Origin of the sequence: Clostridium sp. JN-1, from assembly GCF_003718715.1 — a bacterium.
Taxonomy (GTDB): Bacteria; Bacillota; Clostridia; order Clostridiales; family Clostridiaceae; genus Clostridium_AV.
The window spans coordinates 623,096-635,515 of record NZ_CP033465.1; the positions used below are offsets into that span (position 1 = coordinate 623,096).

Consider the following 12,420-nt stretch of genomic DNA (forward strand, 5'->3'; position numbering starts at 1 on the left):
ATAAGCGGTATTACAAAGCATATAAAGATTTTTAAACACAAAATTCCTACATTCTTCCGACTAAAATTTTATAATGTCGGAAGTTTTTTTAATACTTCATTTTTTAGTATATTTATAGTATTATTTTTCATCTTTTTTGTAACATGAGAATAAGTATCCATTGTAGTTGATATTTTGCTGTGACCAAGTCGTTTCTGAATTTCTTTAGGTTGTGCACCTGATTCTAAAAGCATGGTAGCATGAGTATGCCTTAATGAATGAAAGTGAAATTTTATTCCAAGCTCATAATTGACTACACGGCTTAAATACTTTAAACTACCGGTAGTTATAGGTTCACCATTTTCTTTAGTACAGACAAAATTAGAATTTGCATAATATCTTCCGTATTTTAATTTATTTTCTTTCTGCCATGTTTGATGGCGCTTTAAAATTTTAACTAAGGTATCTCCAATATCAATAGTTCTATGAGAACTTTTAGTTTTTGGAGTACCAAACTCCCATATGCCCTTACCTTTGCCAATTAATATTTTTTCAACCCTTATATTTTTGTTTTCTAGATCAACACAACCCCAAGTAAGCCCACAAACTTCTGCAGCTCTCATTCCAGTATTAAAAGCTATCTGCAGTGGAATATAGAAATTGCTTCCTTGTGGAAATCTTTTAAGTATTGTTTTAAATTGATCTATTGTAATTATTTTTAGCTTATCTTCATTTTCGATATTATCAAACTTTGGCATTTTTACATATATCATAGGACTTTGTTTTATGAACTGATAAGGATACACAGCTTGCTTCAATGCCCCTGAAAGTACACCATAAAATCCACGTATAGAGTTTTTACTGAATCCTTCTACATACTTCTTGTTTAAGAAGCCTTGCAGTGTACTTGGCTTTAAAGTCTTTAATCTATAGGATCCCAAAGCTGGTTTTATATGTTTATTAATAATTCTTTTGTAATCTTGCTGGGTATTGTATTTAAGATTTACAAGTACGTATTCCTTGTACCAATAGTCAAAATAATCCGCTGTGGAAATATTACTTTCGTCAACTACAGAACCACATTTTTCAAATTCATTTAAAGCTTGTCTTAAAGCTTTTTCGGCTTCGGCTTTAGTCGATCCTCCAGCGCGTTCAACTCTTTTCCTTTTTCCATTTACTCGACCAACCTCAAAACTATAATACCATTTACCACCTTTTTTTCTAACTGAGCCTTGCACTATGATCATCCTTTCTTATTAAATTAGGAACACATGTTCCTACAAATATTAAAAATATATAGGAGATTAACTCCTATGAATATATTTTATATCTAAACTGATTTACGTCTTAATGTTCTTATTTCAGCTTCATGTGCGCCATACATTTCAAGCAGAGATTTATTTGTTTCATTTAAATCAGAAGAATTCTTATCTATATTATTAGACATATTTTTAACCGTACCTTGAAGCTCTGCAACTTGATGAGTTAAATTACTAATATCGGTTTTATGCACTTCTGAATTATGTTCCAAAGCCTTAAGAATTTGAGTGCTTTCATTAAGTTGAGATTTAATAGGTGATAGTTCCTGTCTTAATAGTTGTTTGATGGCAGACAAAGTTTCCTTATCCGTTAATATCATTCCTTTCTATGATTTAGTATAATCTGTGTTTGGTAAATTTATACTGATAGTTCTCTATATATTGCGATAGGTCGTATTACATTTGCATTATTTTTTAATACCATTGAAGCAAATACAGAGTTAGTACCATCAATAATACCTTTAAACTCTTCTGTCATGTTGTTTATAGTATTAAGTTCAGTAACATCTAGTATTCCGATTATAGTCCAAATGCTTGGGATAATATTCCCGTATGATCTAAATAAATCATCAGGAGATATTGTTAAATATTCTTTGTTTATAATACAAGTAGCGGTTTCATCTGTAGTTGTCTCTACTGAAAACTCCAATCCGTAAGGAATCATTTTTATGATATCCTGTATAGCTTTGCCTAAAGTATTATTTTTATTTTTCCCGCGCATATTTGGATTTATAGGTGTATTAAATTCGGGAACCAATTTGTTCTTTTCAATAAATGGAAATATTTGATCTATGATATTATAATCACGGTACGTTAGTTTGCCTTTAGTTGCAATTATAGAACCTTCATGAGCATCACTTAATGAATGAATAGTCAAGTTAAATCGTTGTAGTAACTCAAGCACTTTGTAATCATATGGATTTATGTTTTTTGTAATGTTTTGAGTATCTGAGCGTTTTGAAGATGTTGATCCGCTAGCAATTTTAATGCTACCTCCAATATTATTAGAACTTTCGTCAGCACATATTTCAGATTTACTAAGAGTCATTATGTCGCCGCCAAAAATCTGAGAGTAAAATGAATTTATTAGGTTTGTATCTTTATATAAGAAATCTATTAAGGTAATTTCTTCGCTATTTTCGTATTGTTCTTGTTTCCCCATTTTTCCCACTCCTTATTAAATGCAGTGGTTTTCCTATCAAGATCATCTGTAGTTTGATGTTGCTGCTTTTTTATGTCATTAATTAATTTCTTGAATTTAAACATAATAAACACCTCAACGTTATTACTTTATATTATTTATTATAGACTATCAAGTAAGAATACCAAAGTGTATTTTTTATTAATTTATTTTTCAAATTTATACTTAACCAATTGTTCAGGAACACCATAATAGTCAGCTAGTTGATTTATGCATATGTTTTCCAAACAACATTTATCTATATCTTTATCATTAATTAATAGTTCTACCGCAAACTTATATAATAACTTAATCTATATATCTATTTAGAACTTCAATTAATTTATCAGAGTATGAGTATAAATTACCTATATAACTTTTCTGCCATAGCATCAGCATTCCGTTCCATATATGTATATTGCATATCCAAACCTATCATATATCCAAGATGTGGCATATCGTCAGCTATGTGCTTAATTTCATGTATGAAAGTTTTACATTGAGTCTTATAATTTACTTCACCGTTTAAAATAAGATGATAATTTCCTCTTTTACTTAAATAGACAAATCCTAATATACTAGATGGTAGATTGCAGGCTATAGTAGTTTTTATATCAAATGCATTCATAGCTTCATAAAAAGGAATATCTTCATTTAAAAGGGCCTTTAGCAAAGGCTTGTCCAATATATCCATAATGTCATCCCCTTTAATGATTTATATTTATTTAAATAATGACTTTAGTTTTGCAAAGAATCCTTTATCTTTCTTTGTATTTGTACAATCTTTTTGTGAATCAATAGATATATTTAATTTAAAAGCAACATTATGATTTGTTGGTTGAATCCCATTATATGATTTTTGCCATTCCTTATTTTTTCTTAAATCTATTGTATCAGGTAAAGAATCTACAACAGATTTAATGTTTTCAATAGAAAAGCAAGGACACATTACATATGGCAATGAATATGTTTTAATTCTTTCTAGTATAGCTTGTTTATTAACACGCCATATTGAAGAAGTTATAAAATCACCTATTGTCCACCAAGGATGATTGTAGGCACTTATTTGAAGTCTATGACATCCAAAAGGATTCGCCGTCATTTCACTAGCTCCAAAACAAAAATCAGGATTACCCGATCTACATTTATCACCATAACAATAATTTAATCCACCAATTATTTTTCTATCCATAATAGTTCCATTTATTATAACAAAACAAGATTTCCAATTACTTACTAACTCATATAATTTTATAAATTGTAAGTATTCTGTAGGTTTATTTGAGTAAACAGCTTGGTATAAAATCTTATTACTAACGTTATTTTCAATATATTGTGGTGCACTTTGGGCAAGTGCTAATGCTTGAGAAAAACTTGGAGACCTAGATTCTCCAAAAGATATACTTACATACCAGTCGGGAAATTTGATATTTTTAGTAGAGATTTCTTTTGCTTCAATTGGTGTAATGGTTGTTGCTGAAGAATGTTTTACCGGTTTATTTGTAGTTCTATTTTTAGGGATAGCAACCTTAGAGTTTTTTTGTTTTTCTATTTTATTATTTAATCTGTTTAACCTATGTTCAAACATATCAGGTCTACAGTTAAAGTATTCTTTCCAAGGAACATTAATAGCTCTTTTACATATTTCAGCCGCTTCCTTGTACATTTTTCTACGTTCAAGTATTATTGCAGGCCTTTCATAATAATCAATTCCCCTAGGGCTATATCTATTTAATATATTAAGATATATCTTTAACGCCTCATCTTCCTTTTTTAATTTTTCCAAACTCCTAGCTTTTTCATATAAATTAAAGTATATTGAAAAATTTTCATCTTCAAAATACATAGTTTTCAACCTCCAATGCAAATAGGTCTAAGTTAAAATTATATGTTTTTTAACCATCATTTCTATCTTCTTCATCTTCGATAGCTTTTATAATTCTAATTATTTTCTTTATGTCATTAGAATCCATGTTCTTTGTTTGTTTGAAGAGTAATTTTAAATCTTCTCTTTCTTTTAATAGATTCCAGAATTCAGATAGTTCTGGATCATCATCTAATGATTTTGATATTTTTTCAACTGGTGTATCTTTTTTTTGAGCAGATAGAGTTCTATCGTCTGAATTTCCAAGAAGATAGTCTGTAGAAACATTATAGTAATTAGCAAGCTGATTTATAAAATCAGCATTTGGAGTTCTTAAGTTATTTTCATATCTTGACAAAGTTGATTTAGTTGTATTTAATGCTTTAGACAGTTCTTCTAAAGTAACATTTTTTTCGTTTCTAAGTTTTTTCATTCTTTGATTAAAAGTTGCCATAATAACACCTCTTTGAACTAATGATAACATTTAGTTGCCAAAAATAACAACTAAGTTGCCAAAAATAAAATATATTTATTAAAATTCATTGACAAGTTGCCAAATGTATAATATAATGAAGTTACCAAATAGATAACAAAAGGAAACGAGGTGGGAGTATTGCAAAAAAGAAAAGCTAACTTTAAATTGAAAGGATTAAGGGTAGAACATAATTTAAAACAGTCCGATATAGCTAAAAAAATTGGTATAGCAGAATCTACCTATAATAGAAAAGAAAACGGATATACTGATTTTTCAGCAACTGAAATGTATAAAATCAGCAAAGTTTTTAAAAAAGATCCTGCGTTTATTTTCTTTGATAATAAGGTTGCCAAATAGATAACAAAAGGAGGTAGCGAGCTAATGGATAAACAGTCAGAGCAAAGAATCAAGCAACTTGGGCAAAGGGTAGCTGTACTTGAAGAAGATATTAAAGCACAGCCTTAGGATTTTAATAAGTTTATTTAACAGATTTCAAATAAGCTATATCCATAATATTTTTACCTGTTGCAGTCTCAACAAAATTTAGATCCTTTGATATGGTATCAACCTTAGAGGTTAAAGTTTCGATTTTACCTTCAACTGATGCAGTTCTGTGGTTGAGTTGATCAAGTAACGCTTTATGTTCTTGCGAACTATGTTCAAGAGCTTTGAGTATTTGAGTATTTTCATTAATTTGAGATTGCATTGATTCAAGGATTTTTAATATTTTTTCTTCATTATTCATGATAACGCTCCTTTATTTTATTGATTTTATGAATTTAGAAAGTAGTTCAAGTTGTTCAGGAGTTAGGTCTTTAGCACTATTTAATAACTCTTTAAGCTGTTGATTAAGAATAACAGGTTCTGAATTATTATCATCATTGAAGAATTCAGAAAGAGTAATTTTAAAGTGATTACAAACTTTAATTAATAAATCAATTGATGGTTTTGCAGTACCTTTTTCAATCTTATTTATGGTTGAAGGGTCAACACCAATTGAAATAGCTAGTTTATTAGCAGATATATCATTAAGTTTTCTTATTTTTATTAATCTTTTACCAATATTAATCATAACATTACCTCATTTGAATATAATTCAACTTTAATTATACAGTAATAATTAACTTAAAAAAATATTGGATTATATTCATGAAGTTCTATTGACATGTTGAATTAAATCCAATATAATTAATTTGTAAGGAGGTGAAAATAGTGCTTGGCGACAAAATAAAAAAGCTAAGAGAAAAACATTCTTTAACCCAAATACAACTTGCTGACAAGGTTAACGCAGATATATCCACAATTTCAAAAATAGAAAATAACAAGTCCAATCCATCATTGCCTATGCTTTATAAAATTGCTAAGGTATTGGATTCTACTCCAGATGAATTAATAAAAAATACTGAAATAAAATATTTTAAACTGAAATCAGAAGAAACTAAAAAGGAGGTAGCGAGCTAATGGATAAACAACTAGAGCAGCGAATCAAGCAACTTGAGCAAAGGGTAACTGCTCCTGAAGGACAGGTTCAAGAGCAGTCAAGTGCAAAAATAGAAATTACAAATGTAGATGAATTTAAAAAATTAATTGCCGAAGCTATAGAAAAGTTAGATAAAATTAAAAATTTTAAATTCAATATTAAAGTATCTGACTAAATTATTTTCCAAAATCATCAAACATCTTTTTTAAATCATCAAGTGATTTATTTACTGATTCTTTTGTGGAATCGAAATTAGAATCTTTTTTAAGTGTAATTCCAGTTTTACAATGCGGACAGGTTATCGTTTTGCCAGCATCGTTAAGTGTATAAGGTATTTTACTTTTGCATTTTGGACATTCCATGTCAAGTTGTGCATTGCCATATAGAGAATCAAAATTTAAATCATTACTCATAAATTATCACCACCTTTCATGGTGATAAAATTCTACAAAATATATAAAAATCCTTTTATATATTAATTTTAGCAGTAAAAGGAAGTGATTTAAATGGACAAAGAGTGCAGAAATATCTACCAAATAGCAAGAGAAAGTGCAGGCTTGACTCAAGAAAAAGCATCCGAGTTAATGGACATATGTGTTGAAAGCCTGAGGGCATATGAAAGTGGTAGAAGAATACCACCGGATCGAATAGTTATCAAAATGATAGAGATATATAATACGCAGTATCTAGCATATCAACATCTTAAAACAAGCGCTGAGGTAGGACAGAAGTATTTGCCTGACATTATAATTGAAGATTTGCCAGCATCAATATTAAAACTTCATACAGAGATTAAAGATTATATTGATTGTGAAGATTTACTCATGGGAATCTGTTCTGATGGAAAAGTTAGTGAAAATGAAGCTTGTGATTTTAAGAAGATATGTAAAGAACTTGATGATGTACTTGAAGCAATTTACACTTTTAAATTTTCTAAGAAGAAATCTGAATAGAGAGGGGTTGAAATAAATGGACAATGAAATACTCTATACAGTTGATGAAGTAGCCATGAAGTTAAAAACTAATAAAAATATGGTATATGACTTGATAAGAAGAGGATATATTTCAGCATTAAAACTTGGCAGATTAAAAGTAACGAAGTTTGAACTTCTAAGGTTTGCAAAATGGGCACAGGGTAAAGACTTTACTAATTTGGACAATGTAAAAGATCTTACGTTTCAAAAAAAGGAGGCGTGAAAAGTAAGTAGCTTAGTAAAACATGCTTAAATATGTAGGTTATTGGAAGTTGGTACCAAAATATAAAGAAACGGAGGGGAATAAATGAACGACTTACAGATTTTTAAAGATCAGCAGTTAATCCCACTAAAAGAAAGGTAGAAAAGGAACTGACTATAATATGCCAACTCAGAGAGCCATGGATCTAGGATTATTTTCTATAAAGGAAACATCAATAAGCCATTCGGATGGACACATAAGTATATCTACTACTACCAAAGTGACAGGGAAAGGGCAAATATACTTTGCGAACAAATTTAAAGAGATTCAGGATAAGAATTTAATGGATAGGAGGGCTACCAAATGCATCTTAGAAAATTAACCAGGAGGCAAAAGGACATTTTAAACAAAATGGACATGGACCCAAAGAATTATTTAAGCCTTAAAAAGGATTTTGAAAGCTTTACAGTTGTTGATATTAGAACTATGAAGCCACTTAAACCAATCAGATATTAGGGGGTGAGAAATAAAAATGTTTGATGCAGAGGAAGTAAAAGGTTACAGCAAGCTAGGAACTGTTGATATTATGATAAAACGCTTATTCGAAAAGGCTGCTATTAAGATAACTTATGATGAACTTGAAGAAGTATTGCAGATTACTACAGATGATATAAGAGAAAATCGCATTAAATTTGGGAAGAGGACGAGTTTAGAGCAGATGGTTACTATTGCACTTAGAGTCTATTGTGTTTTAAAAAAAGTGGCATGAAAGGGGGTGAAATAGATATGCTTTCAAATGCACTTAATAAAGTCGAGAGTTTGGTATTTGAACATAACTACGGATATAAAGAAGCTATAGATGAAGTTAAATATGAACTTGATGGAGATAAGATTTATGATCCAAAGACAGGACAAACCTTAAACAGTATTGATGAAGCTACACAGAATCAGTTAGAAGAAATTTTAGGTATAAAAAAGACCCTCTGGTAAAGGGTAAAAGTTTAAATAAAAAATTCATTAATCCCATTTTATCGTGAAATGGGGAAAAAATCAAATATGGAGGGAGAAAGATTGTACAAGGTATTAGTTAAAACTAAAGATATGACAGAACTAGAATGGCTAAAAAGCAGACAGCATGGCATTGGCGGTTCTGATGCTGGAGCAATTATTGGAGTAAATAAGTGGAGAACACCATTTCAAGTATACATGGATAAAACTCAAGAAATAAATGAACCTAGTGAGCAAAGTGAAGCTGCTTACTGGGGGACTGAACTTGAAGATCTTGTTGCAAGAGAATTTTCAAAGAGGACAGGTAAAAAGGTTAGAAGGAGAAATGCAATACTTCAAAGTACTGAATATCCTTTTATGACAGCAAATTTGGATAGAGAGGTAGCAGGTGAAAAGTCATTACTCGAATGTAAAACAGTAAATGCTTTTGGAGCTAAAGAATGGGATTCTGATGAAATACCTGCAAGTTATTTAGTACAAGTCATGCATTACTTAGCAGTAACAGGGTATGAAAAAGCATATATAGCAGTACTTATAGGTGGGCAAAAGTTTCTTTATAAAGAAGTAGATAGGGATGAGGAGCTTATAAAAATGATTATAGATGCAGAAAAGAATTTTTGGGAGAATTTCATAGTTAAAAAGGTACCGCCTCCACTAGACGGATCTACAGCAGCAGAAAAATATTTAAGGGAAAGGTACAGCGCTTCAACTCCTGAAACTAGTGTGAATCTAAAGTCTGAATATAAGGACAAGATAAAGGATTATTTTGAACTTAAAAATACAATTAAGGATTTAGAATTACAGGCTAAGAAAATTGAAAATAACATAAAACTTGAACTAGGTGAAGCCGAGGTGGGATATGCACCTGATTATGAAATTGACTGGAAGAGCATAACTTCAAATAGATTTGATAGTAAGGGATTTAGGAAAGATCATCCTGAGTTATTTAAAGAGTATCTAAATACGAGTTCGTACAGGAAATTTAGTATCAAGGAGGTAAAAGCATAATGTCAAATCCAGCATTTACAGCACTTATAGATAATTTTAATGTTCAATTGGCGTCTATGAACAGGAACAATTTTAAAATGTATGATCCAGGTGATTCAGAGTACTTTATAGATTCAATTTACTATGACAGTGATGAGGACAAGATAATGTGCAATTTTAAAGAAGATTTGAGAAGAGAGGGTGAATAATGTATGGCTACAAGCAAGAGCTTAAAAAATGAATTGGCTAAGAAAGAAAAGGAAAAGTTACCTAAAGATCCATTCAAGGCTTTAGTGTATTCAGCAGGAATAAAGAAAAGATTTGAGGATATGCTTGATAAACAAGCTGATGGTTTTATAACAAGTTTACTTAATTTAAAGCAGGATAAATTAAAGAAATGCGACAACATGACAGTTTTGGGGAGTGCCTTAAAGGCAGCTTCCTTGAAACTTCCGATAGATCCTAACCTCGGTTTTGCATGGATTATACCATTTAAGAATCATGGGAAGCTAGAAGCACAATTTCAAATAGGATACAGAGGATTTATACAGATGGCTCAAAGGTCCGGACAGTATAAAAAGTTAAATGTTACGGAGATTTACGAAGGACAGCTCAAAAGTTTTAATCCACTTACTGAAGAGATAGAACTTGATCTTGATAATAAACAATCTGATGCGGTTATTGGATATGCAGCGTATTTTAGATTGCTGAACGGATTTGAAAAAATGGTTTACTGGAGTAAAGAAAAGGTAACATCACATGCTAAAAGGTTTAGCAAAAGTTTTGGCAACGGACCATGGAAAACAGATTTTGATGCTATGGCTAGAAAGACAGTATTAAAGAATATGTTATCTACTTGGGGTATCTTAAGTATTGATATGCAGGAAGCAGTCATAAGTGATAATAAGATAATTAAGACTGACGAAGAGAACTATGAACTTCTTGAGGAAGGAACAGAAGATCCTCAGGGAGTAGAAGCTACTGATGTGGAGTATACCGAAGCTGGAGAAGATACAAATAGTTCAGATGATGGTAAAGATCCATACGAAGGTACACCATTTTCGGAAAATACTAAGTCATAAGGAGTTATTGAACTATGGGAGAAGGTGATTACATTGGCTAGGCCTCAAAAAGAAGGATTGGAATATTTTCCTCTAGATGTAGATATGGATCAAGATGATAAAGTTGCACTTATAGAAGCACAACATGGATTAGTTGGTTTTGGTGTAGTAGTTAAGTTATTAATGAAAATTTATAAACACGGTTACTTCTATGAGTGGACAGAAAAACAGCAATTATTGTTTTCAAAGAGGGTTAATGTAGACATTAACTCACTTAATGCAATCATTAATGATTGCGTTAAGTGGGAATTGTTCGATAAAAATGCCTTTGAAACTTACAACGTACTTACTTCCAAGGGAATTCAAAGACGTTATATAGAAGCAGTAGGGAGAAGGCAAAAGGTAAAAATATACAAAGAATACCTACTTTTAGATGATGAAACCATTAATGTGTACAAAAACTTAGTTATTGTTGACATTAACTCTAATAACGAGGAAGTTAATGCAAACATTAATCCCCAAAGTAAAGTAAAGGAAAGTAAAGTAAAGAAAAGTAAAGAAGAGAGAGAAGGAAAAAAGGTTTCTGATGACAGAAACTCTCTCTCTGAAAAATCACTTGAACTTTGTAAATATTACGAAACATTAAAACCGGGTGAAAGTATAAGCAAACATGTGGCAGCTTTAAACGTGTTTATAAAAACTTATGGGTATGATTGGTGCAAAGAAGCACTACTCATAACTATCAGCAATAAAAATAGCTTTATAAAAGAGTATATGGCTAAAATACTAAAAAATTGGGCTGCAAATGGCAAGGAAAGCAGCACTAAAAACGTTAAGTATGGCTGCCACAAGGAAAGTACGTTTAATAATTTTGAGCAGAGGGACTATGATTTTAAAGACTTAGAGAGAAAACTTTTAGGAATAGATGGAAAGGGATAGATTGAATTGAAACTTAAGAATTTAAGCAATATCAAATGGATTGGTGGCAAACATGGGAAAGAAGAAAGATACCTTAAGCTTATGCCTGAACATAGAATATTTGCAGATGTTTTCTTTGGATCAGGGGCAGTTACTTTTTACAAAGAAACTATAAGACCTGCTGATATGACAGTTATCAATGACATAAATGATAGACTTGTAAATTACATGATGGTCCTAAAAGATGATCCAGGAAGTCTTTATAAAGAGTGCAACTCACTTCCGTATTCAGAGAGTTTGTATGAAAAGTGGAAATGGGAACCATGGCCAGAAGATCAACTTCAATCGGCAGTTAGGTTTTATTATTTAATGCGTGTTTGTTTTGGCGGTGGAGGTCACAAGTACAAGAATGGTATAGGGCTTTCAAAGACACAGAATAAAGCTAAACAGTTAGTTTCAGCAACGAAGTTAATCCCTAGGATGGCAGGGTTAATAAAAAACTGGAATATACTTTGCAGGGATTTTGAAGAAGTAATAAGGTTTTATGACACCAAGGATACGTTGTTTTTCTTAGACCCACCGTATATAGGACATGAAGATATGTATTTCGGAGGATTTAAAAGGGAAGACCACATAAGGCTAAATAAGATTCTTGAAAACATAAAAGGCAAAGCTATGGTTTGTTACTATCCGGATCCATTAGTAAATGAATTATATTCTGATTGGTACCGAGCTGAGTATCATACGGCCAGCCAAATAAAAAAGAGAACTGATGGAGATAAGTGTCCGGTACGGACTGAATTAATTTTAATGAATTACAAGCCAGAAGTTACAGAACAATTGAAAATTATATAAAAGCACAGCACATAAATATGCAAATTTTAGTCGAAAACAGGGTAAATTTTAAGGATAGGTGTACAAGTAATATAATTACACATTTTAAAATAAAAGTTGCTTAGAATTCGTGTATGAG

General features: G+C 31.0%; 23 protein-coding genes and 1 pseudogene. 14 read left to right on the forward strand and 10 right to left on the reverse strand.

Annotated elements, in window-relative coordinates; all coding sequences use genetic code 11:
• Window positions 1-68 precede the first annotated feature (68 nt).
• From EBB51_RS03060 to EBB51_RS03085, 7 genes are all read right to left on the reverse strand, one after another.
• A complete protein-coding gene (locus EBB51_RS03060) occupies window positions 69-1,217 on the reverse strand; it encodes a site-specific integrase (protein ID WP_123053102.1) in 1,149 nt (382 codons plus the stop codon).
• 92 nt (window positions 1,218-1,309) lie between these two features.
• The gene (locus EBB51_RS03065; protein WP_123053103.1) at window positions 1,310-1,618 is read right to left on the reverse strand and encodes a hypothetical protein; all 309 of its coding nucleotides are present in this window, start codon (window positions 1,616-1,618) and stop codon (window positions 1,310-1,312) included.
• A gap of 38 nt (window positions 1,619-1,656) precedes the next feature.
• Window positions 1,657-2,460, reverse strand: coding sequence for a hypothetical protein (locus tag EBB51_RS03070; RefSeq protein ID WP_123053104.1), 804 nt, complete (start codon window positions 2,458-2,460; stop codon window positions 1,657-1,659).
• Window positions 2,415-2,564 carry a hypothetical protein gene (locus tag EBB51_RS13605; protein ID WP_190285313.1) on the reverse strand — a complete coding sequence of 50 codons (150 nt, stop codon included), beginning with the start codon at window positions 2,562-2,564 and terminating at the stop codon, window positions 2,415-2,417. Before EBB51_RS13605 ends, EBB51_RS03070 begins: the two co-directional genes overlap by 46 nt.
• 278 nt (window positions 2,565-2,842) lie before the next feature.
• Window positions 2,843-3,172 (reverse strand): hypothetical protein, encoded by a 330-nt coding sequence (locus tag EBB51_RS03075; RefSeq protein WP_123053105.1) that lies wholly within the window; start codon window positions 3,170-3,172, stop codon window positions 2,843-2,845.
• Between the two features lie 27 nt (window positions 3,173-3,199).
• Window positions 3,200-4,324, reverse strand: a complete 1,125-nt coding sequence (locus EBB51_RS03080) for a hypothetical protein (RefSeq protein ID WP_123053106.1) — start codon at window positions 4,322-4,324, stop codon at window positions 3,200-3,202.
• 49 nt (window positions 4,325-4,373) lie between these two features.
• A complete protein-coding gene (locus EBB51_RS03085) occupies window positions 4,374-4,796 on the reverse strand; it encodes a helix-turn-helix transcriptional regulator (protein WP_123053107.1) in 423 nt (140 codons plus the stop codon).
• Between the two features lie 150 nt (window positions 4,797-4,946).
• On the opposite strand from EBB51_RS03085, the gene EBB51_RS03090 reads away from it, so the two are divergent.
• A complete protein-coding gene (locus EBB51_RS03090; RefSeq protein ID WP_347560942.1) occupies window positions 4,947-5,174 on the forward strand; it encodes a helix-turn-helix transcriptional regulator in 228 nt (75 codons plus the stop codon).
• A gap of 121 nt (window positions 5,175-5,295) precedes the next feature.
• Here EBB51_RS03090 and EBB51_RS03095 read toward each other — a convergent pair whose 3' ends face one another.
• Window positions 5,296-5,562 (reverse strand): hypothetical protein, encoded by a 267-nt coding sequence (locus tag EBB51_RS03095; protein WP_123053109.1) that lies wholly within the window; start codon window positions 5,560-5,562, stop codon window positions 5,296-5,298.
• A gap of 12 nt (window positions 5,563-5,574) precedes the next feature.
• Window positions 5,575-5,889, reverse strand: coding sequence for a helix-turn-helix transcriptional regulator (locus tag EBB51_RS03100; protein WP_123053110.1), 315 nt, complete (start codon window positions 5,887-5,889; stop codon window positions 5,575-5,577).
• A gap of 140 nt (window positions 5,890-6,029) precedes the next feature.
• On the opposite strand from EBB51_RS03100, the gene EBB51_RS03105 reads away from it, so the two are divergent.
• On the forward strand, window positions 6,030-6,278 hold the full coding sequence (locus EBB51_RS03105) for a helix-turn-helix transcriptional regulator (protein WP_123053111.1): 249 nt from the start codon (window positions 6,030-6,032) through the stop codon (window positions 6,276-6,278).
• Complete coding sequence (locus tag EBB51_RS03110; protein ID WP_123053112.1) at window positions 6,278-6,472, forward strand: hypothetical protein; 195 nt, start codon at window positions 6,278-6,280, stop codon at window positions 6,470-6,472. The genes EBB51_RS03105 and EBB51_RS03110 overlap by 1 nt, the downstream gene beginning before the upstream one ends.
• Window position 6,473: 1 nt before the next feature.
• Here EBB51_RS03110 and EBB51_RS03115 read toward each other — a convergent pair whose 3' ends face one another.
• Complete coding sequence (locus EBB51_RS03115; protein WP_123053113.1) at window positions 6,474-6,710, reverse strand: hypothetical protein; 237 nt, start codon at window positions 6,708-6,710, stop codon at window positions 6,474-6,476.
• 93 nt (window positions 6,711-6,803) lie between these two features.
• Between EBB51_RS03115 and EBB51_RS03120 the strand changes: the two genes are divergently transcribed.
• The 11 genes and pseudogenes from EBB51_RS03120 to EBB51_RS03165 all read left to right on the forward strand — a co-directional run bounded on the left by EBB51_RS03120 (window position 6,804) and on the right by EBB51_RS03165 (window position 12,302).
• On the forward strand, window positions 6,804-7,250 hold the full coding sequence (locus tag EBB51_RS03120; protein WP_123053114.1) for a helix-turn-helix transcriptional regulator: 447 nt from the start codon (window positions 6,804-6,806) through the stop codon (window positions 7,248-7,250).
• 16 nt (window positions 7,251-7,266) lie between these two features.
• Window positions 7,267-7,494: a helix-turn-helix domain-containing protein gene (locus EBB51_RS03125; protein WP_123053115.1), complete on the forward strand. Its 228-nt coding sequence runs from the start codon at window positions 7,267-7,269 to the stop codon at window positions 7,492-7,494.
• 139 nt (window positions 7,495-7,633) lie between these two features.
• Window positions 7,634-7,855: pseudogene (locus EBB51_RS03130) on the forward strand (phage antirepressor KilAC domain-containing protein); the annotation flags it as partial.
• Window positions 7,837-7,989, forward strand: coding sequence for a hypothetical protein (locus EBB51_RS13610; protein ID WP_190285314.1), 153 nt, complete (start codon window positions 7,837-7,839; stop codon window positions 7,987-7,989). The pseudogene EBB51_RS03130 and the gene EBB51_RS13610, both read left to right, overlap by 19 nt.
• Before the next feature lie 16 nt (window positions 7,990-8,005).
• A complete protein-coding gene (locus tag EBB51_RS03135; RefSeq protein WP_243103898.1) occupies window positions 8,006-8,242 on the forward strand; it encodes a hypothetical protein in 237 nt (78 codons plus the stop codon).
• Window positions 8,239-8,463, forward strand: coding sequence for a hypothetical protein (locus tag EBB51_RS03140; protein ID WP_123053116.1), 225 nt, complete (start codon window positions 8,239-8,241; stop codon window positions 8,461-8,463). The genes EBB51_RS03135 and EBB51_RS03140 overlap by 4 nt, the downstream gene beginning before the upstream one ends.
• Before the next feature lie 81 nt (window positions 8,464-8,544).
• Window positions 8,545-9,489, forward strand: coding sequence for a lambda-exonuclease family protein (locus EBB51_RS03145; protein ID WP_243103899.1), 945 nt, complete (start codon window positions 8,545-8,547; stop codon window positions 9,487-9,489).
• Entirely contained in the window at window positions 9,489-9,677 is a 189-nt protein-coding gene (locus EBB51_RS03150; RefSeq protein WP_123053117.1) for a hypothetical protein, read from the forward strand. Before EBB51_RS03145 ends, EBB51_RS03150 begins: the two co-directional genes overlap by 1 nt.
• 3 nt (window positions 9,678-9,680) lie before the next feature.
• Window positions 9,681-10,550 (forward strand): recombinase RecT, encoded by an 870-nt coding sequence (locus EBB51_RS03155; protein WP_123053118.1) that lies wholly within the window; start codon window positions 9,681-9,683, stop codon window positions 10,548-10,550.
• Between the two features lie 33 nt (window positions 10,551-10,583).
• Complete coding sequence (locus EBB51_RS03160; RefSeq protein ID WP_123053119.1) at window positions 10,584-11,468, forward strand: DUF4373 domain-containing protein; 885 nt, start codon at window positions 10,584-10,586, stop codon at window positions 11,466-11,468.
• A gap of 6 nt (window positions 11,469-11,474) precedes the next feature.
• Window positions 11,475-12,302: a DNA adenine methylase gene (locus EBB51_RS03165; protein WP_123053120.1), complete on the forward strand. Its 828-nt coding sequence runs from the start codon at window positions 11,475-11,477 to the stop codon at window positions 12,300-12,302.
• Window positions 12,303-12,420 lie beyond the last annotated feature (118 nt).

Coding starts and splice junctions, on each gene's coding strand:
- EBB51_RS03065 (WP_123053103.1), bottom strand. CDS start 1,618: ATGATATTAACGGATAAGGAAACTTTGTCTGCCATCAAACAACTATTA.
- EBB51_RS03070 (WP_123053104.1), bottom strand. CDS start 2,460: ATGGGGAAACAAGAACAATACGAAAATAGCGAAGAAATTACCTTAATA.
- EBB51_RS03115 (WP_123053113.1), bottom strand. CDS start 6,710: ATGAGTAATGATTTAAATTTTGATTCTCTATATGGCAATGCACAACTT.
- EBB51_RS03155 (WP_123053118.1), top strand. CDS start 9,681: ATGGCTACAAGCAAGAGCTTAAAAAATGAATTGGCTAAGAAAGAAAAG.
- EBB51_RS03095 (WP_123053109.1), bottom strand. CDS start 5,562: ATGAATAATGAAGAAAAAATATTAAAAATCCTTGAATCAATGCAATCT.
- EBB51_RS13605 (WP_190285313.1), bottom strand. CDS start 2,564: ATGTTTAAATTCAAGAAATTAATTAATGACATAAAAAAGCAGCAACAT.
- EBB51_RS03100 (WP_123053110.1), bottom strand. CDS start 5,889: ATGATTAATATTGGTAAAAGATTAATAAAAATAAGAAAACTTAATGAT.
- EBB51_RS03085 (WP_123053107.1), bottom strand. CDS start 4,796: ATGGCAACTTTTAATCAAAGAATGAAAAAACTTAGAAACGAAAAAAAT.
- EBB51_RS03150 (WP_123053117.1), top strand. CDS start 9,489: ATGTCAAATCCAGCATTTACAGCACTTATAGATAATTTTAATGTTCAA.
- EBB51_RS03120 (WP_123053114.1), top strand. CDS start 6,804: ATGGACAAAGAGTGCAGAAATATCTACCAAATAGCAAGAGAAAGTGCA.
- EBB51_RS03075 (WP_123053105.1), bottom strand. CDS start 3,172: ATGGATATATTGGACAAGCCTTTGCTAAAGGCCCTTTTAAATGAAGAT.
- EBB51_RS13610 (WP_190285314.1), top strand. CDS start 7,837: ATGCATCTTAGAAAATTAACCAGGAGGCAAAAGGACATTTTAAACAAA.
- EBB51_RS03140 (WP_123053116.1), top strand. CDS start 8,239: ATGAAAGGGGGTGAAATAGATATGCTTTCAAATGCACTTAATAAAGTC.
- EBB51_RS03125 (WP_123053115.1), top strand. CDS start 7,267: ATGGACAATGAAATACTCTATACAGTTGATGAAGTAGCCATGAAGTTA.
- EBB51_RS03080 (WP_123053106.1), bottom strand. CDS start 4,324: ATGTATTTTGAAGATGAAAATTTTTCAATATACTTTAATTTATATGAA.
- EBB51_RS03110 (WP_123053112.1), top strand. CDS start 6,278: ATGGATAAACAACTAGAGCAGCGAATCAAGCAACTTGAGCAAAGGGTA.
- EBB51_RS03135 (WP_243103898.1), top strand. CDS start 8,006: ATGTTTGATGCAGAGGAAGTAAAAGGTTACAGCAAGCTAGGAACTGTT.